23 protein-coding genes and 2 riboswitches are annotated in these 23064 nt (G+C 67.4%); of the genes, 17 read left to right on the top strand and 6 right to left on the bottom strand.

Features of this window, described 5'->3' with window-relative positions:
- On the top strand, positions 1-1695 hold the full coding sequence (locus AB4Z51_RS30055; protein ID WP_085403119.1) for a ShlB/FhaC/HecB family hemolysin secretion/activation protein: 1695 nt from the start codon (positions 1-3) through the stop codon (positions 1693-1695).
- A 164-nt stretch (positions 1696-1859) separates the two neighbouring features.
- On the opposite strand, the gene bluB is transcribed toward AB4Z51_RS30055, so the two are convergent.
- From bluB to cobU, 3 genes are read right to left on the bottom strand one after another with little or no spacing between them, the layout of a single operon-like run.
- A complete protein-coding gene (gene bluB / locus AB4Z51_RS30060) occupies positions 1860-2492 on the bottom strand; it encodes a 5,6-dimethylbenzimidazole synthase (protein ID WP_085403120.1) in 633 nt (210 codons plus the stop codon).
- Between the two features lie 4 nt (positions 2493-2496).
- Entirely contained in the window at positions 2497-3279 is a 783-nt protein-coding gene (gene cobS, locus AB4Z51_RS30065) for an adenosylcobinamide-GDP ribazoletransferase (RefSeq protein ID WP_085403121.1), read from the bottom strand.
- Positions 3276-3782, bottom strand: coding sequence for a bifunctional adenosylcobinamide kinase/adenosylcobinamide-phosphate guanylyltransferase (gene cobU / locus AB4Z51_RS30070; protein WP_063984439.1), 507 nt, complete (start codon positions 3780-3782; stop codon positions 3276-3278). Before cobU ends, cobS begins: the two co-directional genes overlap by 4 nt.
- A gap of 121 nt (positions 3783-3903) precedes the next feature.
- Here cobU and cbiB point away from each other — a divergent pair, with 121 nt between their 5' ends.
- Entirely contained in the window at positions 3904-4845 is a 942-nt protein-coding gene (gene cbiB, locus AB4Z51_RS30075; protein ID WP_085403122.1) for an adenosylcobinamide-phosphate synthase CbiB, read from the top strand.
- Positions 4846-4856: 11 nt separating this feature from the next.
- Complete coding sequence (gene cobD, locus AB4Z51_RS30080; RefSeq protein WP_085403123.1) at positions 4857-5822, top strand: threonine-phosphate decarboxylase CobD; 966 nt, start codon at positions 4857-4859, stop codon at positions 5820-5822.
- Here cobD and AB4Z51_RS30085 read toward each other — a convergent pair.
- Entirely contained in the window at positions 5811-7259 is a 1449-nt protein-coding gene (locus tag AB4Z51_RS30085) for a cobyric acid synthase (protein ID WP_085403124.1), read from the bottom strand. The two genes, cobD and AB4Z51_RS30085, sit on opposite strands and share 12 nt — an antisense overlap.
- Before the next feature lie 23 nt (positions 7260-7282).
- Entirely contained in the window at positions 7283-7918 is a 636-nt protein-coding gene (cobO, locus tag AB4Z51_RS30090; RefSeq protein ID WP_354075063.1) for a cob(I)yrinic acid a,c-diamide adenosyltransferase, read from the bottom strand.
- A gap of 40 nt (positions 7919-7958) precedes the next feature.
- Positions 7959-8180, top strand: a riboswitch (cobalamin riboswitch).
- Positions 8181-8276: 96 nt separating this feature from the next.
- Between cobO and AB4Z51_RS30095 the strand changes: the two genes are divergently transcribed.
- From AB4Z51_RS30095 to cobJ, 7 genes are read left to right on the top strand one after another with little or no spacing between them, the layout of a single operon-like run.
- The gene (locus tag AB4Z51_RS30095) at positions 8277-8651 is read left to right on the top strand and encodes a DUF1636 family protein (protein WP_028148471.1); all 375 of its coding nucleotides are present in this window, start codon (positions 8277-8279) and stop codon (positions 8649-8651) included.
- Entirely contained in the window at positions 8648-9697 is a 1050-nt protein-coding gene (cobW, locus tag AB4Z51_RS30100; protein ID WP_085403126.1) for a cobalamin biosynthesis protein CobW, read from the top strand. Before AB4Z51_RS30095 ends, cobW begins: the two co-directional genes overlap by 4 nt.
- On the top strand, positions 9697-12945 hold the full coding sequence (gene cobN, locus AB4Z51_RS30105) for a cobaltochelatase subunit CobN (RefSeq protein WP_085403127.1): 3249 nt from the start codon (positions 9697-9699) through the stop codon (positions 12943-12945). The genes cobW and cobN overlap by 1 nt, the downstream gene beginning before the upstream one ends.
- Positions 12942-14105, top strand: a complete 1164-nt coding sequence (cobG, locus tag AB4Z51_RS30110; protein ID WP_085403128.1) for a precorrin-3B synthase — start codon at positions 12942-12944, stop codon at positions 14103-14105. The genes cobN and cobG overlap by 4 nt, the downstream gene beginning before the upstream one ends.
- Complete coding sequence (locus tag AB4Z51_RS30115; protein ID WP_085403129.1) at positions 14105-14734, top strand: precorrin-8X methylmutase; 630 nt, start codon at positions 14105-14107, stop codon at positions 14732-14734. Before cobG ends, AB4Z51_RS30115 begins: the two co-directional genes overlap by 1 nt.
- A gap of 2 nt (positions 14735-14736) precedes the next feature.
- Positions 14737-15468: a precorrin-2 C(20)-methyltransferase gene (locus AB4Z51_RS30120; RefSeq protein ID WP_085403130.1), complete on the top strand. Its 732-nt coding sequence runs from the start codon at positions 14737-14739 to the stop codon at positions 15466-15468.
- Positions 15465-16199, top strand: coding sequence for a precorrin-3B C(17)-methyltransferase (cobJ, locus tag AB4Z51_RS30125; protein WP_085403131.1), 735 nt, complete (start codon positions 15465-15467; stop codon positions 16197-16199). The genes AB4Z51_RS30120 and cobJ overlap by 4 nt, the downstream gene beginning before the upstream one ends.
- Here cobJ and AB4Z51_RS30130 read toward each other — a convergent pair.
- Positions 16175-16921: a cobalt-precorrin-6A reductase gene (locus AB4Z51_RS30130; protein ID WP_085403132.1), complete on the bottom strand. Its 747-nt coding sequence runs from the start codon at positions 16919-16921 to the stop codon at positions 16175-16177. The two genes, cobJ and AB4Z51_RS30130, sit on opposite strands and share 25 nt — an antisense overlap.
- On the opposite strand from AB4Z51_RS30130, the gene cbiT reads away from it, so the two are divergent.
- From cbiT to cobF, 7 genes are all read left to right on the top strand, one after another.
- Positions 16920-18101 (top strand): precorrin-6Y C5,15-methyltransferase (decarboxylating) subunit CbiT, encoded by a 1182-nt coding sequence (gene cbiT, locus AB4Z51_RS30135; protein WP_085403133.1) that lies wholly within the window; start codon positions 16920-16922, stop codon positions 18099-18101. The two genes, AB4Z51_RS30130 and cbiT, sit on opposite strands and share 2 nt — an antisense overlap.
- The gene (locus AB4Z51_RS30140; protein WP_085403134.1) at positions 18098-18466 is read left to right on the top strand and encodes a cobalamin biosynthesis protein; all 369 of its coding nucleotides are present in this window, start codon (positions 18098-18100) and stop codon (positions 18464-18466) included. The genes cbiT and AB4Z51_RS30140 overlap by 4 nt, the downstream gene beginning before the upstream one ends.
- Positions 18463-19245, top strand: a complete 783-nt coding sequence (gene cobM, locus AB4Z51_RS30145) for a precorrin-4 C(11)-methyltransferase (RefSeq protein ID WP_085403135.1) — start codon at positions 18463-18465, stop codon at positions 19243-19245. Before AB4Z51_RS30140 ends, cobM begins: the two co-directional genes overlap by 4 nt.
- Positions 19245-20555, top strand: coding sequence for a cobyrinate a,c-diamide synthase (locus tag AB4Z51_RS30150; RefSeq protein ID WP_085403136.1), 1311 nt, complete (start codon positions 19245-19247; stop codon positions 20553-20555). The genes cobM and AB4Z51_RS30150 overlap by 1 nt, the downstream gene beginning before the upstream one ends.
- The gene (gene cobA / locus AB4Z51_RS30155; protein WP_085403137.1) at positions 20552-21310 is read left to right on the top strand and encodes a uroporphyrinogen-III C-methyltransferase; all 759 of its coding nucleotides are present in this window, start codon (positions 20552-20554) and stop codon (positions 21308-21310) included. Before AB4Z51_RS30150 ends, cobA begins: the two co-directional genes overlap by 4 nt.
- Before the next feature lie 18 nt (positions 21311-21328).
- Positions 21329-21546: riboswitch (cobalamin riboswitch) on the top strand.
- Positions 21547-21583: 37 nt separating this feature from the next.
- A complete protein-coding gene (locus AB4Z51_RS30160) occupies positions 21584-22261 on the top strand; it encodes an energy-coupling factor ABC transporter permease (RefSeq protein ID WP_063984424.1) in 678 nt (225 codons plus the stop codon).
- 46 nt (positions 22262-22307) lie between these two features.
- Positions 22308-23057, top strand: coding sequence for a precorrin-6A synthase (deacetylating) (cobF, locus tag AB4Z51_RS30165; protein ID WP_085403138.1), 750 nt, complete (start codon positions 22308-22310; stop codon positions 23055-23057).
- The last annotated feature ends 7 nt before the right edge of the window (positions 23058-23064 follow it).

Raw genomic sequence — 23064 nt, forward strand, 5'->3', positions numbered from 1 at the left:
ATGCGGATTTGGGGGGCAGCGTTGGGGGTGGGGCTTGCAGCTTGCTGCATCGCCCCTTCGCGCGCGCAAGTGCCCTCGATCAATCCCGGCGTGATCCAGAACGACGTCGACCGGCAGCGCCGCCAGCTCGAACGGCAGAGCGCGCCGCCCAAGCTCACCGGTCCCGCGGTGATCGGCGGTGAGCGGGAAAAGTCCCAGCTGCTGAAGCCGGGGGGGCCGAAATTCCGCCTGCGCAAGGTCGAGTTCGACGCATCCAAGTTCATCACGCCGGCAGAGCTGGACGAGATCGCGAAGAAATATGTCGGCAAGAACGTCGACATCGCCGCGCTATTGCAGCTCGTTGCCGACATCAACGCCATCTACACCGAGCGCGGCATCGTCACGGGCATCGCGACGCTGCCCGATCAAGACGCCAAAGGTGGTGTGGTCAAGATCAAGCTGACCGAGGGCCGGCTCCAGAAGACGACCATCGAGGGCAACAAGCAGACCCGCACCGATTACATCCTTCAGCGCGTGAAGGAGCCCGAAGGCGAGGTCCTCGACGTTCCAAAACTCAATCGCGACGTGATCTGGTTCAACCGGACCAACGACGTGCAGATCAAGGCGCTGCTCCAGCCTGGCACGAGTTTTGGCCTGACCGATCTCCAGTTCGCCGTGATCGAGCCGCCGGTCGACACCTTGCAACTCTTCACCGACAACCAGGGCGCGGAGAACACCGGGCGCTGGGAGGGCGGAGCCTTCTACAAGCGCCACGGCCTGTTCGGCGTCGACGACCGCCTGACCTTCTACGGCGTCCGCGCCGACGGCAATCTCAACGGCAACGCCGCCTACAGCATTCCGGTCAATCCCTGGGGTGGCCGCGTCGGCGTCAGCTATACCGAAGGCAAGATCAAGATCATCCAGGGACCGTTCGTCGCGCTCGACGTCACCGGACGCTCGAGCCAGGCCGCGGTCAATTTCAGCCAGCCGGTCTGGGTGACGCAGAACTGGCTGATATTGCTCAACGCCGCCGAGACCGAGGGCAAGACGGTCAGCCGCTTCGCCACGGTCTCCGTGACCGACGACCACTACGACAAGGCCACCGCCGGGCTCTCGGTGACCAATTCCGGCAACACCTATTCGATCACGGTCTCGCCGGCGGTGAACTACATCACCTGGCATGATTATGTGCTCGGCAACAACCGCGCGTTCAACACCTATACCGGCTCGCTGATCGCGACCAGCGCGGCGGGGCCGCAGAATTTCAGCGCCAACGTGCTGGCGAGTTGGCAGTACACGCAGGAGAAGCTGCTGCCGGGCGACCAGATCTTCTCGATCGGCGGTCCCACCACCGTGCGCGGCTATCCCTCCAACTCCGCATCCGGCGACAGCGGCTATTATTTCAACGCCGAGCTGCACTACAATTGGTCGTCGTGGCTCAAGGGGTTCGACACCTACATCTTCACCGACTGGGGTGCGGTCTATTCGACATTCCCGGGGATCACCGAGCTCGCTTCGGTCGGCGTCGGCTTCTCATGGACCTATGCGTCGTTCATGACGTTCGAGGCGAATTACGCGACGCCGTTGAAGATGGCCGTCTCGACCCAGAACCATTACGAGGCCTATGGCCGCGTCATCTTCCGGCCGTTGTTGATGTTCCAGAAGCCGGAGAGCCCCGCGCCGGTGGCGGCTGCCGCCGGCAAGAGCAGGTCGTAGCGACAAGCCGCCGCTCTCTCCGTCGTCATTGCGAGGAGCCCGCGACAAAATTGCAAAGCAATTTTGCGCTGGTGCGACGAAGCAATCCAGAATCCCTCCGCGGATGCAGCCTGGATTGCTTCGCCACGCTCGCAATGACGGAGGATGGAGCGGGGGCGCGGCGATTAACGCCGCAGCGTGAATTCCTCCGCGCCGCGCCGGTGTTCCCATTTCGCCTGCTCCAGCTCCGGCTGGTCGCATTCGACTTCCGGATAGCCGATGCAGAGATAGGCGATGAACTTCCAGGAGCTGGGCACGTCGAGAGTGGTGCGAACGCGCTCCGGATTGAGGATCGACACCCAGCCGATGCCGATGCCGTCGGCGCGCGCGGCGAGCCACATCGCGGTGATCGCGGCGACCACGGAATATTCCGTCGTCTCCGGCATGGTCGCGCGGCCGAGGCCGTGGCCGATGTCGCTCGCCTTGTCCGCGAACACGGCGAGGTGACCGGGCGCCTGTTCGAGACCGGACAGTTTTAGTGTGGCATAGCGCGCGGCGCGTTCGCCGGAGTAACAGTTCAGCGCATCGGCGTTGCATGCCCTGAAGTCGTCGATCACGTCGCGGCGTCGTGCGGCATCTTCAACGACAACGAAGCGCCAGGGCTGGCTCAGGCCGACCGAGGGTGAGAGACAGGCGGTCTCGATCAGGCGATCGATGGCGCCGGCCGGCAGCGGATCGGCGCGGAAGCGGCGCACGTCGCGGCGCCACACGAACAGCTCGCGCAAGTGCTGACGGAAGGTGTCGTCGAACTCGACCATGAGATCAGCCTCCCATCCGGAAGGATGCCGCCACCAGCAGAATGAGGATCTCGCCGGTCTGCTCGAATGCGCCGAGGATGTCGCCGGTCTGCCCGCCGATCTGGCGGATGGCAAGCCGCGCCAGCATCAAGCCGGCGAGCGACAGCAGGATCAGGCTGACCAGCGCCTTGCCAGGCCCGAGCGCGAGGGCGAGGGCGAGCGTTCCAGCAGCGAAAGCGATGGCGACGCTGCGGCCCGGCGGCGATCCCGCGCTTGCCGACAGTCCATCAGATCGTGCCGGCGGGACCAGCGACATGAAAGCCGGCACGCCCGCGCGGGCGGCAGTGTGCGCGGCGCACAGCGCGAGCGCGACGGCCCAGGGATTGGCGATCGCCGCGAGCGCGCTCCAGCGCAGACCGAACGACAGGATCAGCGCGCAGACGCCATAGGTGCCGATCCGGCTGTCGCGCATGATCTCGAGCTTGCGCTCGCGCGTCCGGCCGCCGCCGAGCCCGTCGGCGGTATCGGCAAGGCCGTCCTCATGCAGCGCGCCGGTGATGAGCGCGGTCGCGGCCAGCGTGAGCAGGGCGGCGAGGTTCGGTGTCAGTCCGAACCGGCTGGAAACCTTGTAGACCAAGGCACCCGCGAGGCCGACCAGCAGTCCCGCGACGGGGAGTGCCCAGGTCGCGCGCGCGATGGCGCCTTCGCCTGCGGGCTTCGACGATGCCACCGGCAGAATCGTGACGAACGATGCCGCCATCCTGAGATCGGCGATAATCTCTTTGAAAAGCTCGGCGCGCGGCATCATTTCAGTTTCATCGGCAGGCCGGCCACGACGAACTCGACTTCGTCGGAAACCGCCGCGATGACCTGGTTCATGATTCCGGCGGCGTCGCGATAGCTGCGCGCCAGCGCGTTGTCGGGCACGATACCGAGGCCGACCTCGTTGGTGACGAAAATGACGGGGCTCTTCTGGCCGCCCATGAAAGCGGCGAGCTTCATGAGTTCGTGTTCCCAGTCACGCCCCGCATGCATGATATTGGAGAGCCACAAGGTCAGGCAATCCACCAGCCTTGGGCCGGCGCCATCGGTCTCGATCAGAGCTTGCAGGAGATCGAGTGGTACCTCTCGCTCGATCCAGTCGACGGCCGCGCGCTTGGCTCGATGCTTGGCGATGCGCACCTCCATTTCGGCATCGAGCGCCTCGGCCGTCGCGATGTAGATGGGCTGGCCCGGAAAGCTGCGCGCGCGCTTTTCCGCGTGGGCGCTCTTGCCCGATCGTGCTCCGCCCGTGATCAAGATGACGGCCATAAAGTTCTCCTGTGGGCCTGACTAATCACCAATCGCGGCCAAAGACAAAGCCGAAATCAGGCGGCCGGGGGCTTGCGCTCCGCCTTCGCTTTGCGCAACAGGGGCGGGACAGGAGGCGTGCGTGGGTTTTGCGGGGGCGATGGCGGTGGCGATGGCGGTGGATGCCCTGCTGGGCTGGCCGTCGTGGCTGTTCGCGCGGATCGGTCATCCCGTGACCTGGCTGGGCCGGCTGATCTCTGCCATCGACGCCGCCTGGAATCGCGCGTCCGATCCGCCGGCATTTCGCCGTGCTGCGGGCGTGGCTGGAGCGCTTCTGGTGATTGCGATCTCGGTCGCAATCGGCTGGGTACTTCAGTCCTTGCTCCCCTGGGGATGGATAGAGATCATACTCGTGGGTGTGCTGGCCTGGCCGCTGGTCGCCTTGCGCTCGCTTCATGATCATGTCGCTGCCGTCGCGAAGCCCTTACAGGCGGGCGACATCGCCGCTGCGCGCGCAGCGGTGTCGCGCATCGTCGGACGCGATCCCGCGACGCTCGACGAAGCCGGCATCGCGCGCGCGGCGATCGAGAGCCTCGCCGAGAACGCCTCCGACGGCATCGTGGCGCCGGTGTTCTGGGGCGCGCTGTTCGGACTGCCCGGCATTTTGGGCTACAAGGCGATCAACACGCTGGACTCCATGATCGGTCATCGCAGCGAACGCCACGAAGCTTTTGGCTGGGCCGCGGCACGCATCGACGACGTCGCAAACTTCATTCCGGCGCGGCTGACCGGCTTTCTGTTCGTCCTGTTGGCGTCGCGGCGCTCGGAGGCGCTGTCGTGCATGACGCGCGATGCCCGCCGTCACCGCTCGCCCAATGCCGGCTGGCCGGAAGCGGCGATGGCGGGCGCGCTCGGCGTGCGGCTCAGCGGCCCCCGCATCTATCGCGGCAGCGCGACCGATGAGCCCTGGCTCAACGAAGGCGCGCGCGATCCGCTTGCCGCGGACATCAGCCAGGGGTTAACGATCTACCGCCGCGCCATGCTGCTGCTCGCCGGCCTCCTTGCGATCCTGGCCTTCGCGTGAAAGAACGGGGCATGCGCGAGCACGGTGGAAATCTCGATCTGGCCCAGCAGCGTTTTGGCGGGCGCGCGGAGGACTGGATCGATCTGTCGACCGGGATCAACCGCCTGCCTTATCCCGTGGGTGAGGTGAGCCCGCGCGCATGGAACGCGCTGCCGTCGCGCGCTGAGATCGAGAGCCTGCATCAGGCGGCACAGCATGCCTACGGCACAAGCGCGCCGATCGTCGCAATGGGCGGTGCGCAGGCCGCCATTCAATTGCTGCCGCAACTCGCGCCAGTCGGCCGCGCGCGCATCCTCGGGCCGACTTACAACGAATATTCCGGGGTCTTGTCGGCTGCAGGCTGGGATGTCCAGGAGGTCGGCGAGCTCGACGCGCTGGCGGGCACAGATCTCGCCGTCGTCGTCAATCCCAACAATCCCGATGGCCGGCGTTTTGCGCCAGAGGATTTGCTGGCGCTGCTGCCGCGCGTCGGCCGTCTCGTCATCGACGGGAGTTTTGCCGATGCCGCCCCGCAGCTGTCGCTCGCATCCGAGGCGGATCGGCCTGGACTGCTGGTCCTGCGCTCCTTCGGCAAGTTCTATGGTCTTGCCGGCCTGCGGCTTGGGTTTGCGCTCGGCCATGCGGCCGACATCGCCAAGCTCGCGGCGATGTCGGGGCCATGGCCGGTGTCGGGAGCTGCGATCGCGATCGGCTGCCGCGCCTTGCGCGACGACGCCTGGGCCGAGGCCACGTCCGCGCGGCTCGCACGCGACTGTGCCCGCCTCGACGACATCGTGCAGTCGCAAGGCTGGCGGCTCGTCGGTGGTGCGCCGCTGTTTCGTCTCTACGAGACGCCTGATGCGCTTGCTGCGCAGGAGAAACTGGCGCGTAGCCAAATCTGGTCGCGCGTATTCGCGAAAGAGCCGGCATGGCTGCGCCTCGGGCTTCCCGGCAGCGAAGCCGAATGGACGCGCCTTGCCGAGGCGCTAGCGCGCTAGCGCGAGCAGGCCGCCGACGTCGAGATGCTGTTCGATGTGATCGGCGAGGGCGTCGAGCGCGCTCTCGACCCTGCTGTGATAAGGCTCGTCGCCTGCCGGAATGTCGAGCTTTGCGAGATACGCCTTGCGGAAATCATCCGACGTGAACAGGCCGTGCAGATAGCTGCCTTGCACGCGGCCATCGCGTGAGATCGCGCCTTCGGGCTCGCCGTTCAGTTTCGCAAACGGGCGGGCGCGATCCGGTCCGTCGGTGCGGCCGATGTGGATTTCGTAGGCGTCGATCGGCTGGTCCGTGGCGGCATGCACGGCCGCGACGCGCGTCAGTGTCTTCTGCGGGCTCATCATGGTCGCGACGTCCAGAAGTCCGAGACCCGACGTGTCGCCGGCAGGGCCTTCGATGCCATCGGGGTCGGCGACGTTGCGCCCGAGCATCTGATAGCCGCCGCAGAGGCCAAGCACATGGCCGCCGCGGCGGTGATGCGCCAGGAGATCGATGTCCCAGCCCTGCGCGCGCAGGAAGGCGAGATCGCCGCGGGTGGACTTCGAGCCGGGGATGATGACGAGGCGGACGTCGCCGGGGATGGCTTCGCCCGGCCGCACCATCACGAGATCGACGCCAGGCTCGAGCTTCAACGGATCGAGATCATCGAAATTGGCGATCCGCGACAGCGCGAGGCAGGCGATCTTGCACTGGCCCGGCTTGCGCGCGTCGCTCAGCCCCAGCGCATCCTCGGCTGGCAGCTCGCCGGCGCGCGCGAACCAGGGCAGCACGCCAAGGCCGCGCCACGCGGTCTTCTGCTCGATCAGCTTGTAGCCGTCGTCGAACAGCGAGGGGTCGCCGCGGAACTTGTTGATGACGAAACCCTCGATCATCGCGGCATCGTCGGGGTTGATCACCGTCTTGATGCCGACGAGCTGGGCGATGACGCCGCCGCGGTCGATGTCGCCGACCAGCACGACCGGCACGTCGGCCTTGCGTGCAAAGCCCATATTGGCGATGTCGGCCTTGCGCAGGTTGACCTCGGCCGGGCTGCCGGCGCCTTCGACCAGCACCAGATCGGCGCGCGCTTTCAGCCGCTCGAAGCTTTCCAGCACCGCGCCCATCAGCGACGGTTTCATCGCCGCATATTCACGCGCCCGCGCGGTCGCGATGCGCTTTCCCTGGACGATGATTTGTGCGCCGACATCGGTCTCCGGCTTCAGCAGCACCGGGTTCATGTCGGTGTGCGGCTCGACGCCGGCGGCCAGCGCCTGCAGCGCCTGGGCGCGACCGATCTCGCCGCCGTCGACGGTGACGGCCGCGTTGTTCGACATGTTCTGCGGCTTGAAGGGCAGCACGCGCAGGCCGCGCCGCGTGAAGGCGCGCGCGAGGCCGGCGACGATGAGCGACTTGCCCACGTCCGAGCCGGCCCCCTGGATCATCAATGCGCGCGCCATGGTGTTTTCAGAATCTGGCGTCGTCAGAACTCGACGCCGGCTTGCGCCTTGATGCCGGAGCGGAAGGGGTGCTTGACCAGCGTCATCTCGGTGACGAGATCGGCGATCTCGATCAGCTCGTCCTTGGCGTTGCGCCCGGTGAGCACGACATGCGTCATCGGCGGTTTGTGCGTTTTCAGAAAGTCGACGACCTCGGCGATGTCGAGATAGTCGTAGCGCAGCGCGATGTTGATCTCGTCGAGCACGACCATGCGCAGATTGGAATCTGAGATCAGCTCCTTGGCCTTCGCCCAGCCGGCCTGTGCTGCGGCGATGTCGCGGGCGCGGTCCTGCGTCTCCCAGGTGAAACCTTCGCCCATCGCATGGAACTGGCAGAGCTCGCCGAAATGGCCGGTGAGCAGGCGCCGTTCGCCGGTGTCCCAGGCGCCCTTGATGAACTGCACGACCGCGCAGGGGAAGCCATGGGCGACACAGCGGACGATCATGCCGAAGGCGGAGGTGGACTTGCCCTTGCCGGCGCCGGTGTGGACGATGATGAGGCCCTTTTCGCCGCTCTTGGTCGCCATGATCTTGTCGCGGGCGACCTTGATTTTCGCCATTTTCGCGGCGTGGCGGGCGTCGGTTTCCTCGGCCGTTTGGGTATCCGGTTCAGGCGTCATCTGACAGGGTCCTTCGGCTTGACAAGAGGCGGCCGGGGGCAAATGGTGGCCCGGCGTTGGTTCCTGTCCTATGACAGGCGAAGAGGGAATGCGATAGGGTCCGAATCGACAAGATTCGGCTCCAAACTGCAGCCGCCCCCGCGACCGTGACCGGAGAGATGCCCGAAGCCACTGATCCCCCAGGGGATCGGGAAGGCGGGGATCGAAGGGCCAAAAGCCCTGCTCCGCAAGCCGGGAGACCTGCCAGCGCGGACGAGTTTTGGACCGGCGGACGGGGTGTTCCGCGACGGGGAAACGGACCTTCGGGGGAATGGTCCGTGTGCCTCTTCGCCTCCCGCTGTTTATCCTGGAAGAGGCGATGACCGTCACACTTCACGTCTGTATTACCTGCCGTGCCGGCCAGACGCTCGACGAGGGTGAGACGACGCCCGGCAAGCGCCTGCATGGTGCGATCCTCGACGCCGGCGTGCCCGAGGGCGTCAATGTGGTTCCCGTCGAATGCCTGTCGGCATGCAGCCAGGGTTGCTCGGTTGCGCTCAGCGCGCCCGGCCGCTGGTCCTATGTCTATGGCCGTCTGTCAGAGGCCCATGCGAGCGACGTGGTCGCGGGTGCTGCGGCCTATGCCGCCGCGCCCGACGGCCTCGTGCCCTGGCGCAGCCGTCCCGAAATCTTCCGCAAGCAGTCGCTTGCCCGCATTCCCCCCATTGCCGTGTTGCCGGAGGCCGCCGAATGAACTCGCTCGCAAAAGTCCCTGTGACGGTGGTCACGGGTTTTCTCGGCTCCGGCAAGACCACGCTGATCCAGCATCTGCTCGCAAACCCTGACGGCAAGAAGCTCGCCGTGCTGGTCAACGAGTTCGGCAGCGAGGGTGTCGACGGCGAGATCCTGAAATCCTGCGCCGATGCGAATTGCCCGGAGGAGAACATCGTCGAGCTCGCCAATGGCTGCATCTGCTGCACCGTTGCGGACGATTTCATTCCGACCATGGAAAAGCTCTTGGCGCGGCCGGTGCGGCCCGATCACATCCTGATCGAGACCTCGGGCCTGGCGCTGCCGAAGCCGCTGCTGAAGGCGTTCGACTGGCCGGAGATCCGCTCGCGGATCACGGTCGACGGCGTGATCGCGCTGGCCGATGCCGAGGCTGTTGCCGCCGGCCGTTTTGCGCCGGACCCGGCTGCCGTGGAAGCGCAGCGCGCAGCGGATGGAAATCTCGATCACGAGACGCCGCTGTCGGAAGTGTTCGAGGACCAGATCGCCTGCGCCGACATCGTGCTGCTGACCAAGGCCGATCTTGCGGGGGCCGCAGGGATCGAAGCCGCCAAGGCCGCCATTACCGCCGAGATGCCGCGCCGCGTGCCGATGCTATCCGTCACCGATGGCGCGATCGATGCGCGTGTCATCCTCGGCCTTGGCGCCGCCGCAGAGAACGATCTCGCCGCGCGCCCCTCGCATCACGACGGCGAGGAGGATCACGAGCACGACGATTTCGCCTCCGTTGTGATCGATCTTCCTGAAATCAGCGACATCGACGCACTGGTCGCGTCGGTGCAGCGTCTTTCGCGCGAGCAGAACGTGCTGCGCGTCAAGGGCTATATCGCGGTCGCGGGCAAGCCGATGCGCCTGTTGCTGCAAGCGGTCGGCGAGCGCGTGCGCCACCAGTTCGACAAGCCCTGGGGCGCAGCTCTCAGGCAGTCGAAGCTTGTCGTGATCGGCGAGCACGGCGATATCGACGAGGCCGCGATCAAGGTCGGACTTGGGCTTTCAGGATCTGGTATCTGATGCACGTCGTCTTCCGCGAGAGCCGCGGTCTCGAGGAGACCGCGACGCCAAGGGACATCGGCCAGGACCCGGCCGATCTCGTGGTGCTCTCGTACTCGGATTCCGACCTTGCCGCGTTCGCGGCCGGCTGGCGGCGCGGCCGTAACAGCCTGCCGTCGCTGCGGCTCGCCAATCTCGCGGAGCTGCGTCATCCGTTGTCGGTCGACACCTATATCGAGCGCACGCTGTCGCAGGCGCGCGGCATCCTGGTGCGCCTGATCGGCGGTGAGTCCTATTGGCCGTACGGGCTCGCGGCCCTGCAGCAGCTTGCGAAGAACCGCAACATCGTGCTGGCCGTGCTGCCGGCCGACGGCCGCGACGACACGCGGCTCGATGCCTACTCGACCCTGCCGGTTTCGACGCTGCGCCGGCTCAAGGTGCTCTGCGACACCGGCGGTCCTGTTGCAGCCCAGGCCGCGATCGCGCAGCTCGCGTTGGCCTCGGGCCTTTACGCAGGCCCGGTCGTCGGCGAGATGAACCTGCCTGAGATGGGCTTTTACGATCCCGCGCGTGGCGTCATTGCTGCGCCGATGGCAGGCGAGGGAAAGCCGCTCGCGTTCGTGACCTTCTATCGTTCCTATCTCACCGCCGCGGATACCGGGCCGGTCGACGCCCTGATCGCGGCGCTGCGCGAGCGCGGCTTTGACGCGTACGGCGCGTTCGTCACCTCGCTGAAGGCTCCGGGCGTTGCGGACTGGCTGCGGACCTATTTCGCGACGAATCCTCCGGCCGCGATCGTCAACGCGACGGCGTTCTCGGCGATGGGCGACGACGGCACGACACCGTTCGATGCTGCATCATGTCCCGTCTTCCAGGTCGCGCTCTCATCGGCACGGCGCGAAGACTGGGCGGAGTCGCTGCGCGGCCTGTCGCCCGGCGATCTCGCGATGCATGTGGTGCTGCCGGAGGTCGACGGCCGCCTGTTCGCGGGCGTGGTGAGTTTCAAATCGGCGGCGGAGCGCGATCCCGATCTGCAATTTTCGCATCTGGCGCACCGCCCTGACGAGGAGCGCGTGAACGCCGTCGCCGCGCGCGTTGCGGCCTGGCGGCGCCTCGCGGAGACGCCAGCCGCCGAGAAACGGGTGGCGCTCGTGCTCTCGAACTACCCGGGCCGTCCGCATCAGATCGCGCATGCGGTTGGTCTCGATGCGCTGGCGTCGGTCGAGGCATTGCTGTCTGACCTGACCGAGTCCGGCATCGATGTTGCGCCGGTTCAGGCGCTCGGCGAGACGCTGCTCAAGCAGAACTTGACCTGGAGCGTCGCCGACTACCGCGCGGCGCTCTCGCGCTTGCCGCAAGCCTTGCAGGATGATCTCGCGCAGGCCTGGGGCGCGCCGGAGGATGACCCGAGCTGTCGCGACGGTGCATTTCAGTTCGCGGCCATCGCAAGTGGCCAATCGATCATCGCGGTTCAGCCCGAGCGCGGCGATGCGACCACGCGCGATGCCGACTATCACGATCTCGCCCGCACGCCACGCCACGCCTATGTCGCGTTCTATCTCTGGCTCCGGCAGCAGGGTTTTGACGCCGTCGTGCACATGGGCGCGCATGGCACGCTGGAATGGCTGCCCGGAAGATCCGTGGCGCTGTCCTCACATTGCTGGCCGGAAGCCCTGATCGGCGATCTGCCGGTCATCTATCCCTTCATCGTCAACGATCCCGGCGAGGCCGCGCAGGCCAAGCGGCGCTTGGGTGCCGTCACCATCGGCCATCTGCCGCCGCCGCTGGAACAATCCGCGGTGCCGGACGGCCTGCGCCGGCTCGAACGTTTGCTGGACGAATATTCGACCGCCGATGGTCTCGACCCCGCCCGACGTCAGCGTCTGATCGCCGCGATTCGCGACGAAGCGCGTGCGGCAGGGCTCGAAGACGATCTCGGTCTCGATGCATCGGCTGCACCGGCGGAAGCGATCCCGCGGATCGATCGCTTCGTCTGCGATCTCAAGGAGAGCCAGTTCGGCGACGGGTTGCACGTGTTCGGCCGCGGCACCTGCGCCGACGCGGAGCGCGATGCGTTGCGTGCCGCGCTAGCGGGACAGCGCGTTGCGCCGGGGCCATCGGGCTCGCCGTATCGCGGACGCCAGGACGTGGTGCCGACCGGACGCAATCTCTTTGCCGTTGATCCGCGCGCGGTGCCGACGCCGTCGGCGCATGCGCAAGGCATCAGGCTCGCGGAAGAGCTGCTGCGTCGCCATTTGCAGGATCACGGCGACTGGCCGAAAGGCCTCGTGGTCGATCTCTGGGGCTCCGCGACGATGCGGACCGCCGGCGAGGAGTTTGCCATGGCGCTGCATCTCGCCGGCCTTGCGCCGCGCTGGGATCACGCCTCCGGCCGCGTCACCGGCTATGACATCATCGCACCGACGGAGCTCGGGCGCCCCCGTATCGACGTCACGCTGCGCGTGTCGGGCCTGTTCCGCGATGTCTTCTCCGGCCTTGCGCAATTGTTCGAGGCCGCCGCCGAGGCGCTCGCAACGCGCGAGGAGGAGGGCGACGAGAATCCCTATCGTCACCGCGCCTCGCGTGTGTTCGCGCCGCGCCCCGGCCAATACGGCGTGGGTCTGTCCGCGATCCCCGATGCCTTTACGGCCGAGACGCGTGATGCCGCCGGCGAAGCCTGGCTGTCGGCATCGTCCTGGGCGTTCTCCGCGGACGGTGCGATGCAGCCGGATCGGGCCGGCATCGAGACGCGGCTCGCATCCGCCGATGCTTTCGTGCACGTCCAGGACTTGCCGGAGACCGATCTTCTGCTCGCCGCGGATTACGCCGCGCATGAAGCAGGCATCGCGGCGGCCGCAGCGCATCTCGGTGCGGCAGGACCATCGCTCTATCACCTCGATACGACGCGGCCCGAGCAGCCGCACGCGCGGACGCTGACCGAGGAAATCTCCCGCGTCGTCCGCGCACGCGCGGCCAATCCGGCCTGGATCGCCGGCATGATGCGGCACGGTTTTCGCGGTGCCGCCGAGATCACCGCGACGCTGGAGCACATGGCCGCCTTCGCGCATCTGGCCGGCGCCGTGCCGCCGCATCTGTTCGATCTCTACTACGATGCGACGCTCGGCGACGCCGATGTCCGCACCTTCATGGCCCGCGAGAATCCGGCGGCGCTCGCCGCGATGGAGACCTGCTTCACACGCCTGCACGAAGCCTCGCTCTGGCGAACGCGCCGCAATTCGATCGCGGCTGCGCTGAAGGAGGCTTCATGAGTGCGGCCGCGATCAAGGGCTGGTGTCCCGGCGCGTTGCGCCCGATGCAATCGGGCGACGGGCTGGTGGTTCGCGTGCGCCCGTTCGGCGGGCGCCTCGAAGCTGCACAGGTCGCCGGGCTTGCTGAGCTCGCCGAACGCTACGGCAATGGTCTCATCGATGTGACGAGCCGCGCCAACCTCCAGATCAGAGGCGTCAGCGAGCAAGGCCATCGCCGGCTGCTCGATGGACTCGCGTTGCTGCGGCTGCTCGACCCCGATACCGACATCGAAGCCCGGCGCAACATTTTGGTGACGCCGTTCTGGAACAGCGGTGATGAGACACAGGCGCTCGCCGCGGAGCTTGAGGAAGCGCTCGCCGACAGCACGCTCGATCTCCCCACAAAGTTCGGCTTCGCCATCGACGATGGAAAGTCGCGCGTACTCGCCGGCGATTCCGCCGACGTGCGCATCGAGCGCGATCACGGCGGCCGGCTCCTGGTGCGGGCCGATGGCGCAAGGCTGGGCCGCTCGGTCGCGCGCGGTGAGACCGTAAGCACGGCCCTCGCGCTCGCGAACTGGTTCATCTCGTCCGGCGGCGCGAAGGGCGGGCGAGGGCGCATGGCAGCTCATATCGCGGTAGGCTCGGTATTGCCTGAGTCTTTGAGCGGCGAAACCGAGCCTGCTCCGGTCATGGCCGCGTCACGACCCGGGCATTATCCGCATGGCGCCCTGGTCGGCGTGGCGTTCGGGCAGATGCTGCACACGACGCTCCATCAATTTTCCGGCTGCGGACATGCGCTGCGCATGACGCCATGGCGGATGGTGTTGAGCGAGGGCAAGCGCGAGATGCCGAGCGGGGCAGGCCTCATCACCGAGCCTTACGATCCGGCGTTGCGCGTGATTGCTTGTAGCGGCGCCCCGCGTTGCCGCGAGGCGCATGCCGACACCCGCGCACTCGCTTCCGCCCTTGCGCCGCGCATCGCCCTCGATACGCGCCTTCACGTCTCCGGCTGCGCCAAGGGCTGCGCGCGTTCCGGCGCGTCCGCGGTGACGCTGGTTGCGACCAGCGCCGGATTCGATCTCGTCCGCGACGGCTCGACCCGCGACGAGCCGGTTCTGCGCGGCCTCAACGGTGCCGACATCGTCAGCGATCCCTCCATCCTGGTCGGAGGCCACTGATGCCGCACACCTACGAGACCGACGGCGCGGCGATCTACCGGCAATCCTTCGCGACCATCCGGGCCGAGGCGGATCTTGCGCGCTTCTCGCCGGACGAGGAGCAGGTGGTGGTGCGGATGATCCACGCCGCCGGCATGGTTGGCCTCGAGGCGCATATCCGCTTCACATCAGGCATGGCGACTGCTGCGCGCGCGGCCTTGCAGAGAGGCGCCCCGATCCTGTGCGACGCGCGCATGGTCTCGGAAGGAATTACGCGCGCGAGACTGCCGGCGGCCAACGCCGTGATCTGCACGCTCGGCGACGAGGCCGTTCCCGCGCTCGCGCAGTCCATGCGCAATACGCGCTCGGCTGCGGCGCTGGAGTTGTGGCGACCGCATCTCGACGGCGCAATCGTTGCGATCGGTAACGCGCCGACCGCGCTGTTTCATCTCCTCAACATGCTCGAGGACCCGGGCTGCCCGCGGCCCGCAGCGATCATCGGCTGCCCGGTCGGCTTCGTCGGCGCGGCCGAATCCAAGGCCGCGCTGATGGCCGATCCGCCGGTGCCGGCGCTGACAGTCGAGGGCCGCCTCGGCGGCTCCGCGATCACGGTCGCCGCCGTGAATGCACTGGCGAGCCGGAGCGAATAGCCATGGGACGCATCATCTGCTGCGGTCTCGGCCCCGGCGATCCTGATATGATGAGCGTGCGCGCTGACCGGACGGTGCGGGCTGCGAAGCATGTCGCCTATTTTCGCAAGAAGGGCCGGCCCGGCCAGGCGCGCCGCATCGTCGAAGGCATGTTGGCCTCCGACGTCACCGAATACGCAATGGAATATCCTGTTACGACGGAGCTCGCCTTCGATAGCCCGGAATATGTGCAGCTGCTGGCCGGCTTCTACGACGAATGGGCGGAACGGCTGGCGCGGCTTTCGCGTGCGGTGGACGTCGTCGTGCTCTGCGAGGGCGATCCTTACTTTTACGGCTCCTTCATGCATCTGCACACGCGCCTGCAAGGCCGTGTCGAGATCGAGGTGATCGCCGGCATTCCCGGCATGGTCGGCTGCTGGAACGGCGTCGGACAGCCGATCGCGCTTGGCGACGACGTGACGACGGTGCTGATGGGGACGCTCGCCGAAGACGAACTCGAGCGGCGCATGCGCGATTCCGATGCGCTGGTCATCATGAAGACCGGCCGCAATCTCGCAAAGGTGCGTCGCGCGCTGGCGTCCGCCGGCCGGCTGGACGATGCCTGGCTGGTCGAGCGCGGCACCATGCCGGGCGAGCGCGTGGTGCGGCTCGCCGATATCGATGCCGCCGACTGTCCCTATTTTGCGATTGTGCTCGTGCACGGCAAGGGCCGGCATCTGGACGCCGCCGAATGACGGGCACGCTGATCATCGCGGGCCTCGGGCCGGGCAGCGATGCGCTGGTGACGCCCGAGGTCTCCGCCGCCCTTGCCGCCGCAACCGACATTCTGGGCTATGCGCCCTATGTTGCGCGCGTGCCGCCGCGGGCAGGGCTCACCTTGCACCCCTCCGACAATCGCGAAGAGCTGCAGCGCGCGAGCGAGGCCCTGCGGCTTGCGGCCGAAGGCGGGCAGGTCGTCGTCGTCTCCTCCGGCGATCCCGGTGTCTTCGCGATGGCGTCGGCCGTGTTCGAGGCGCTCGAACAGGCGCCGCAATGGCGCGAGCTTCCCATTCGCGTTTTGCCCGGTATCACAGCGATGCTGGCGGCGGCCGCGCGCGCCGGCGCGCCGCTCGGCCATGATTTCTGCGCGATCAATCTCTCCGACAATCTCAAGCCGTGGGCGGTGATCGAGAAGCGCCTGCGGCTGGCCGCGGAAGCCGATTTTGCCATTGCGATGTACAATCCGCGCTCGGCAAGCCGGCCGGAGGGTTTTGGCCGCGCGCTTGCGGTGTTGAAGGACACCGGCTGCGGCGAGCGCCTCGTGATCTTCGCGCGCGCGATCAGCGCCGCTGATGAAAGGATCGAGACCGTCACGCTGAACGAAGCGACGCCTGAGATGGCCGACATGCGCACGCTTGTGATCGTCGGCAACTCGCAGACGCGCCGCGTCGGCCGCTGGGTCTATGCCCCGAGGCAGGCGCGATGACCGAGCCACTGCATGATCTCGGCCACGCTCTCAACCCGCAACCGTTCGGGCAGTTTTGGCCGCGCGATCATGATCACGGGCAGGCCGAGCATGCGGGCCGCGTCGATCTTGGCGCGTGCGCCGTCGCCGCCGGAATTGCGGGCGACAATCCATGCGATGCCGCGCGTGCGCATCATTTCGAGCTCGCCGTCGAACGTGAATGGCCCGCGCGACACGATCACGTCCGCAGCGAAGGGCAGCGGTGCTTCGGGCGGATCGACGAACCGCAGCGTGTAGGTGTGCTGTGGCTTGCTCGCGAAGGGCGCGATGTGCTGCCGGCCGATGGCGAGGAACATTTTTGCCGGCGTCTCGGGCAGCGCAGCGAGCGCGGCGGTGACGTCGGCGACTTCGATCCAGGTGTCGCCGGGCGCCTTCGTCCAAGGCGCGCGCTCGAGCGCGATCAGCGGCGTTCCCGTTTGCGCGCACGCCTGGACCGCGTGGCGGCTCATCTCGGCAGCGAAGGGATGCGTGGCGTCGATCGCATGCGTGATGCGCTCACGGCGAATATAGTCGGCAAGCCCGCTCACGCCGCCGAAGCCGCCGATGCGGGTCGGCAGCGGCTGATCGGCGGGCGCGCGGGTTCGGCCGCCATAGGAATACACGGCGTCGATGCGCGCGCGTGCGACTTCCGCGGCGAGCAAGCTCGCATCGGCGGTTCCGCCCAGAATGAGGGCGCGCGTCATGGCTGATCCCTGGCTGACCATCATCGGTATCGGCGAAGATGGCCTTGCCGGGCTGTCCGAGGCAAGCCGAAAGGCGCTTGCCAAGGCAGAAACTGTTTTTGGTGGCGAGCGTCATCTCGCGTTTGCTGACGTGGAGGGGCGCGGTCGTCCGTGGCCGGTGCCGTTCGACGCAGACATCGTGCTGAGCTGCCGCGGCCGGCCGACGGTGGTACTCGCCTCCGGCGATCCGTTCTGGCACGGCGCGGGTGCAAGTGTCGCCGAGAAGCTCGATGCCAACGAGTGGATCGCGCATTCGGCGCCATCGACCTTCTCGCTCGCCGCCGCGCGGCTCGGCTGGCGCCTCGAAGCCATCGCCTGTCTCGGGCTTCATGCCGCGCCGTTCGAGCGTCTCGTACCGCATCTCGTGCAAGGTGCGCGCATCATTTGCCTCGTGCGTGACGGCAAGGCCGCCGGTGATCTCGCGAAATGGCTGAGCGAGCGCGGTTGTGGCGCCTCGGCGTTCTGGACTCTCGCCGCGCTCGGCGGGCCGCGCGAAAGCATCGCTGAGCATCGCGCCGACAGCTTTGCGGGCGATCTCGCCGAAAACCTGGTCGCAGTGGCCGTCGAGGCGAGGGGCGGGCAAGGCATTCCCCGCAGCTCCGGCCTGACCGACGATCTCTTCATGCATGATGGCCAGATCACCAAGCGGCCGGTGCGTGCGCTGGCGCTCTCGGCGCTGGCGCCGCGACCCGGCGAGCGGCTGTGGGATATCGGCGCGGGTTCTGGCTCGATCTCTGTGGAATGGGCGCTGTGCGGCGGGACGGCGACCGCCATCGAGGCGCGCGAGGATCGTGCCGCGAATATCCGCAGCAATGCAACAGCGTTCGGATTGGCGCATCGGATCACTGTCATCACGGGGAGCGCGCCGAAAGCTTTTGCTGCGTTGGAAGCGCCGGATGCCGTCTTCATCGGTGGCGGTCTCGATATCGCGATGTTCGATGCCATCTGGCCGCGGCTTGCGCCGGGTGCGCGGCTCGTCGCGCATGCGGTGACGCTGGAGACGGAGGCGCTGCTCGGCGAACTGCACCAGCGCCACGGCGGCGAATTGATGCGGGTCGAGATTGCCCATGCCGCGCCGCTCGGCCGCTACCGGTCCTGGGAAGCGTCGCGGCCCGTGGTGCAATGGAGTGCGGTTCGATGAAAGTCGCCGGACTCGGATTCAAAAAGGATGTCACGCTGGCTTCGCTGCGCGAGGCGCTGCTGGCGGCGGGTGGTCCCGAGGGCCTTGCGGCGGTCGCGACTGTCAGCGACAAGGCCGACGCGGAGCCGCTCAAACAGCTCGCGCGTGAATGCGGCGTGCCGATCAAGCCGGTTCCGGCGGACATGCTGGCCGGCATCGAGACGCCGACGCAATCGGAGCTCGTCGCGGAGAAGTTCGGCACGGGCTCGGTCGCCGAAGCCGCGGCGCTCGTTGCCGCTGGTCCTCGCGCGCGATTGATTGCGACGCGGGCGGTCTCGCGGGATCGCACCGCGACCGCCGCGATCGCGGAAGGAGACGGCGCATGACGGTGCACTTCATCGGTGCAGGGCCGGGCGCTCCGGATTTGCTGACGTTGCGCGGACGCGACCTGATCGCGGCCTGTCCGGTCTGCCTCTATGCGGGCTCGCTGGTGCCCGAGGGCGTGCTGGCGCATTGCCCGCCCGGTGCACGGATCGTCAACACCGCGCCGCTGTCGCTTGACGAGATCATCGCGGAGATCGCCGCCGCGCATGCCGCCGGCAAGGATGTTGCCCGCCTGCATTCCGGCGATCTCTCGATCTGGTCGGCGATGGGCGAGCAGCTTCGTCGCCTGCGCGCGCTCGGTATTCCCTACACGGTCACGCCAGGTGTTCCGTCGTTTTCGGCTGCAGCAGCTGCACTAGAGATTGAGCTGACGCTGCCCGGTCTTGCCCAGTCAGTCGTGCTGACGCGCACGCCGGGCCGCGCCAGCGCGATGCCTGAGGGCGAAAAGCTCGCGGCGTTCGCCGCCACCGGTGCGGTGCTCGCGATCCATCTGTCGATCCATCTGCTCGACAAGGTCGTCGCCGAGCTCACGCCGCATTACGGCGCGGATTGCCCCGTCGCGATCGTCTGGCGCGCGAGCTGGCCGGACCAGCGCATCGTTCGCGCCACGCTGGCGACGCTCGATGCCGCCGTCGGCACCGAGATGGAGCGCACCGCGCTGATCCTGGTTGGCAAGACGCTTGGAGCGGCGGATTTTGACGAGAGCCGCCTCTATGCCGCCGATTACGATCGGCGCTATCGGCCGGTCGGCGCCGATCCGCGCTTTCCGGAGGCATCGTGATGCCGGCAGGGCTTGTCATCTCGGCGCCGGCCTCCGGCGTCGGCAAAACCACGCTGACGCTGGCGCTGGCGCGCGCCTGGCGCAATCGCGGATTGAACGTGCAGTGCTTCAAGAGCGGGCCCGACTATATCGATCCCGCCTTCCATGCCGCTGCGACGGGGCGCGCTTCCGTCAACGTCGATAGCTGGGCGATGGATCGCGGGACGATTGCTCATCTCGTGGGTCGCGGCACTGATGCCGATGTCGTGCTCGCGGAGGGTTCGATGGGCCTGTTCGACGGCGTCGCCGCGCGCGGCGTCTCCGGCACCGGCGCCACCGCCGACATTGCGGAGATGCTGGGCTGGCCGGTGCTGCTGGTGATCGATCCTTCCGGACAGGCGCAGACGGCGGCGGCGATCGCCGCAGGCCTTCGCGACTATCGTGCCGGCGTGCGCCTTGCCGGCGTGGTGCTCAATCGCGTCGCCAGCCCGCGACATGAAGATCTCGTGCGGCGTGCACTGAACGACGCCGGCATCGCCGTGTTCGGCGCGCTGCCGCGTCATGCAGAAATCAGCCTGCCGAAACGGCATCTCGGCCTGGTGCAGGCCGAAGAGCAGGCCGAGATCGGCAAGCTGATCGACGAAGCCGCGCGCTTCGTCGCCGAGCATGTCGATCTCGATGCGGTGCTGCGGGCGGCAGCAAGCTGTTCGCCGCAACCGGCGGCAAACGGCATGAACGTGACGCCGCCCGGGCAGCGCATTGCGTTGGCCCGCGATGCCGCGTTCTCCTTCATCTATCCGCACATGCTGGAGGCCTGGCGCGCGGCCGGCGCCGAGATCTCGACATTCTCGCCGCTTGCCGATGAAGCGCCTGACGCGAGCGCCGATGTCTGCTGGCTGCCCGGCGGCTATCCCGAACTGCATGCCGGCACGATCGCGGCCAATGCGCGCTTTCGCAGCGGCTTGCGCGCCTTCGCTGACACACGGCCGGTGCACGGCGAATGCGGAGGCTATATGGTGCTGGGAACCGCTCTGACCGACGCCGACGGCGTCCGTCATGAGATGACGGGCCTGCTCGGACTGGAGACGAGCTTTGCCAAGCGCCGCATGCATCTCGGCTATCGTCTCGCTGCGCTCGCCGCGCCGATGCCGGGCCATCAGGTCGGCGCGCGCCTGCGCGGTCACGAGTTCCACTATTCGACGATTGTCGCGCAGCCGGATACGCCGCTGGCGGTCGTGCACGATGCAACAGGCGCGATCATCGCCGAGACCGGCTCGCGGCGGGGACAAGCCACCGGCACGTTCTTCCATCTGATCGCGGAGGATCGGTGAGCGGTTTTGTCACTTTCATCTCGGCCGGCCCCGGCGACCCCGAGCTCCTCACGCTCAAAGGCGCCGCGCGGCTGCGCGATGCCGACGTCGTGCTCTATGACGACCTCGCCTCGGGCGCGATCCTCGATCTGGCCCGGCCCGGCGCCAATCTCGTCGCGGTCGGGAAGCGGGCAGGGCGGCCCTCGACCAAGCAGCACCACGTCAACCGCCTGCTGATCGATTACGCCGCGGCCGGCGTCCGTGTGGTGCGGCTGAAATCGGGCGATGCCGGTATCTTTGGCCGGCTCGAGGAGGAGCTGGAGGCTCTGCGCGAAGCCGGCATCGGCTACGAGATCATTCCCGGAATCACCTCGGCCTGTGTCGCCGCCGCGCAAGCCGGCATTCCCCTGACCCGGCGCCACACCTCGCGCCGGGTGCAGTTCGTGACCGGGGCCGATGTCACCGGCGAGCTGCCGCAGAATTTGAACTGGGCGGCGCTGGCGGATCCCGAAGCGACCACCGTCGTCTATATGGGCCGGCGCACCTTTCCGGCGCTTGTCGCAAAATTGATCGAGCACGGCCTCGCCCCTGATACCCCGGCGCTGTTCGCCGAATCCCTCGGTCGTCCCGACGAGCGGCTGGTCCGCACCACCATTGCCGAGCTGGCGGAACAGCTTGCGCGGGGCGGCGCGGCCTCGACGGCGGCGGTGATCCTGTTTGGCGCGCTGGCGGGCGATTATCCGTCAGGACCGTCCCGGCCGCCCTTCGCCCCTTGACGCCCGGCTGGCGAAAGGGGCACACAGGAGACGCATGGTGCTCGAGGCGGCGCAAACCGCCGGAGCATAATCGGGAATGGGGGTGGGCGGACAGTTGCGCCGCCCAAAACCCCAGCCGCCCCCGCGACTGTAAGCGGTGAGGGACTCCGATCAGCCACTGGGCCGCAAGGCCCGGGAAGGCCGGAGAACCCCAGTGAACCGCGAGCCAGGAGACCGGCCGTGCATGTCTTGTGGCCAAGGCCGTCGGGTGTGACGGCAGGAAGGAACTGAACCATGCATATCGAACCCGGAGTCGTATCGGGCGCCAAGCTCGTGTTGAGTTACGCAACCGGCATCGCAGTCGGCGGCGTTGCGCTGAAGCTCGCGGTCGAGACCGTGCGCGAGCAGGGCATCACGTCGTTCGCGGCGCGGACGCTCGCCACCACGGGCCTCGTTTTCGTCTTCTTCGAGATCCTGCCGCACTTCCCGGTGGGCGTCTCCGAGGTGCACTTCATCCTCGGCTCGACCCTGTTCCTGCTGTTTGGGGCAGCGCCCGCGGCCTTCGGCCTTGCGTTCGGACTGTTGTTCCAGGGCATCTTCTTCGAGCCGCCCGATCTGCCGCAATTCGGCATGAACGTCACCACGCTGCTGGTGCCGCTGTTCGGGATCCAGGCGATCGCCGCGCGGATCATTGCCCGCAACACCGCCTATGTCGATCTCAGGTATCGCCAGGCGCTGGCGCTGTCGACCACGTATCAGGCCGGCGTCATCGCCTGGGTTGCGTTCTGGGCGCTCTATGGCTCGGGCTTCGGTGCGACCAACCTCGTCAACATCGCGACCTTCGCGGCCTCCTACGCGCTCGTCATCGTGATCGAGCCGCTGGCCGACCTCGGTGTGCTGGCGCTGGCGAAGTCGCTGCGCGGCGTCACCGCGCCCGGCCTCGTTACCCCGCGTTTGCATAACGCGGCTTGAGAGACAAGCGAACGGGCGGCCGTGATGGCCGCCCTTCGCACTCACGATGCTGACACTCTCCCTGATAGGCATCGGTTGCGGCGATCCCGAGCAGCTCACGCGCGCCGCCGTTCAAGCCATCAACGCGGCCGATCTCATCCTGATCCCGCGCAAGGGGACGGCGAAGTCCGATCTCGCAGATCTCAGGCGGACGATCTGCGCGGATGTACTCACCAATCCAACGACGCGCATTGCCGAGTTCGATCTTCCTGTGCGCGATGCCGGTGAAGCGGACTATCACAAGGGCGTGGACGACTGGCACGATGCCGTGGCCGCGGCGTGGTCGCGGACGATCGCCAGCCATCTCGAAGGTAAAGGCAAGGTCGCGCTGCTGATCTGGGGCGATCCCTCGCTGTACGATTCCTCGCTGCGCATTGCGCGGCGGCTCGATCCCTTGCCTGATATCGAGGTCGTGCCGGGCATCACCTCGATCCAGGCGCTGTGCGCGGCGCATGCGCTGCCGCTCAACGACATCGGCGAGCCCTTCCTGGTCACGACGGGGCGCCGCTTGCGCGAAGGCGGCTGGCCGCAGGGCGTCGATACCGTGGTGGTGATGCTCGACGGCGGCACGGCTTTCCAGTCGCTCGATCCAGCCGGGCTGCACATCTGGTGGGGCGCCTATCTCGGTATGCACGATCAGATCGTCATGTCGGGCGTTCTGGCCGAGATCGGCCCGCGCATCGTCGCCGCGCGACAGGATGCGCGCGAGCGGCACGGATGGATCATGGACAGCTACATTCTCAAGCGCAGGCCGTAAGCGAGGC

This window comes from Bradyrhizobium sp. 2TAF36 (assembly GCF_052114925.1).
Classification (GTDB): domain Bacteria; phylum Pseudomonadota; class Alphaproteobacteria; order Rhizobiales; family Xanthobacteraceae; genus Bradyrhizobium; species Bradyrhizobium barranii.

Excerpts from the sequence above, each read along its gene's own strand:
- AB4Z51_RS30055 (WP_085403119.1), top strand. The coding sequence starts at position 1 with ATGCGGATTTGGGGGGCAGCGTTGGGGGTGGGGCTTGCAGCTTGCTGC.
- bluB (WP_085403120.1), bottom strand. The coding sequence starts at position 2,492 with ATGGTCGAGTTCGACGACACCTTCCGTCAGCACTTGCGCGAGCTGTTC.
- cobS (WP_085403121.1), bottom strand. The coding sequence starts at position 3,279 with ATGATGCCGCGCGCCGAGCTTTTCAAAGAGATTATCGCCGATCTCAGG.
- cobU (WP_063984439.1), bottom strand. The coding sequence starts at position 3,782 with ATGGCCGTCATCTTGATCACGGGCGGAGCACGATCGGGCAAGAGCGCC.
- cobD (WP_085403123.1), top strand. The coding sequence starts at position 4,857 with ATGCGCGAGCACGGTGGAAATCTCGATCTGGCCCAGCAGCGTTTTGGC.
- AB4Z51_RS30085 (WP_085403124.1), bottom strand. The coding sequence starts at position 7,259 with ATGGCGCGCGCATTGATGATCCAGGGGGCCGGCTCGGACGTGGGCAAG.
- cobO (WP_354075063.1), bottom strand. The coding sequence starts at position 7,918 with ATGACGCCTGAACCGGATACCCAAACGGCCGAGGAAACCGACGCCCGC.
- AB4Z51_RS30095 (WP_028148471.1), top strand. The coding sequence starts at position 8,277 with ATGACCGTCACACTTCACGTCTGTATTACCTGCCGTGCCGGCCAGACG.
- cobW (WP_085403126.1), top strand. The coding sequence starts at position 8,648 with ATGAACTCGCTCGCAAAAGTCCCTGTGACGGTGGTCACGGGTTTTCTC.
- cobN (WP_085403127.1), top strand. The coding sequence starts at position 9,697 with ATGCACGTCGTCTTCCGCGAGAGCCGCGGTCTCGAGGAGACCGCGACG.
- cobG (WP_085403128.1), top strand. The coding sequence starts at position 12,942 with ATGAGTGCGGCCGCGATCAAGGGCTGGTGTCCCGGCGCGTTGCGCCCG.
- AB4Z51_RS30115 (WP_085403129.1), top strand. The coding sequence starts at position 14,105 with ATGCCGCACACCTACGAGACCGACGGCGCGGCGATCTACCGGCAATCC.
- AB4Z51_RS30120 (WP_085403130.1), top strand. The coding sequence starts at position 14,737 with ATGGGACGCATCATCTGCTGCGGTCTCGGCCCCGGCGATCCTGATATG.
- cobJ (WP_085403131.1), top strand. The coding sequence starts at position 15,465 with ATGACGGGCACGCTGATCATCGCGGGCCTCGGGCCGGGCAGCGATGCG.
- cbiT (WP_085403133.1), top strand. The coding sequence starts at position 16,920 with ATGGCTGATCCCTGGCTGACCATCATCGGTATCGGCGAAGATGGCCTT.
- AB4Z51_RS30130 (WP_085403132.1), bottom strand. The coding sequence starts at position 16,921 with ATGACGCGCGCCCTCATTCTGGGCGGAACCGCCGATGCGAGCTTGCTC.
- AB4Z51_RS30140 (WP_085403134.1), top strand. The coding sequence starts at position 18,098 with ATGAAAGTCGCCGGACTCGGATTCAAAAAGGATGTCACGCTGGCTTCG.
- cobM (WP_085403135.1), top strand. The coding sequence starts at position 18,463 with ATGACGGTGCACTTCATCGGTGCAGGGCCGGGCGCTCCGGATTTGCTG.
- AB4Z51_RS30150 (WP_085403136.1), top strand. The coding sequence starts at position 19,245 with ATGCCGGCAGGGCTTGTCATCTCGGCGCCGGCCTCCGGCGTCGGCAAA.
- AB4Z51_RS30160 (WP_063984424.1), top strand. The coding sequence starts at position 21,584 with ATGCATATCGAACCCGGAGTCGTATCGGGCGCCAAGCTCGTGTTGAGT.
- cobF (WP_085403138.1), top strand. The coding sequence starts at position 22,308 with ATGCTGACACTCTCCCTGATAGGCATCGGTTGCGGCGATCCCGAGCAG.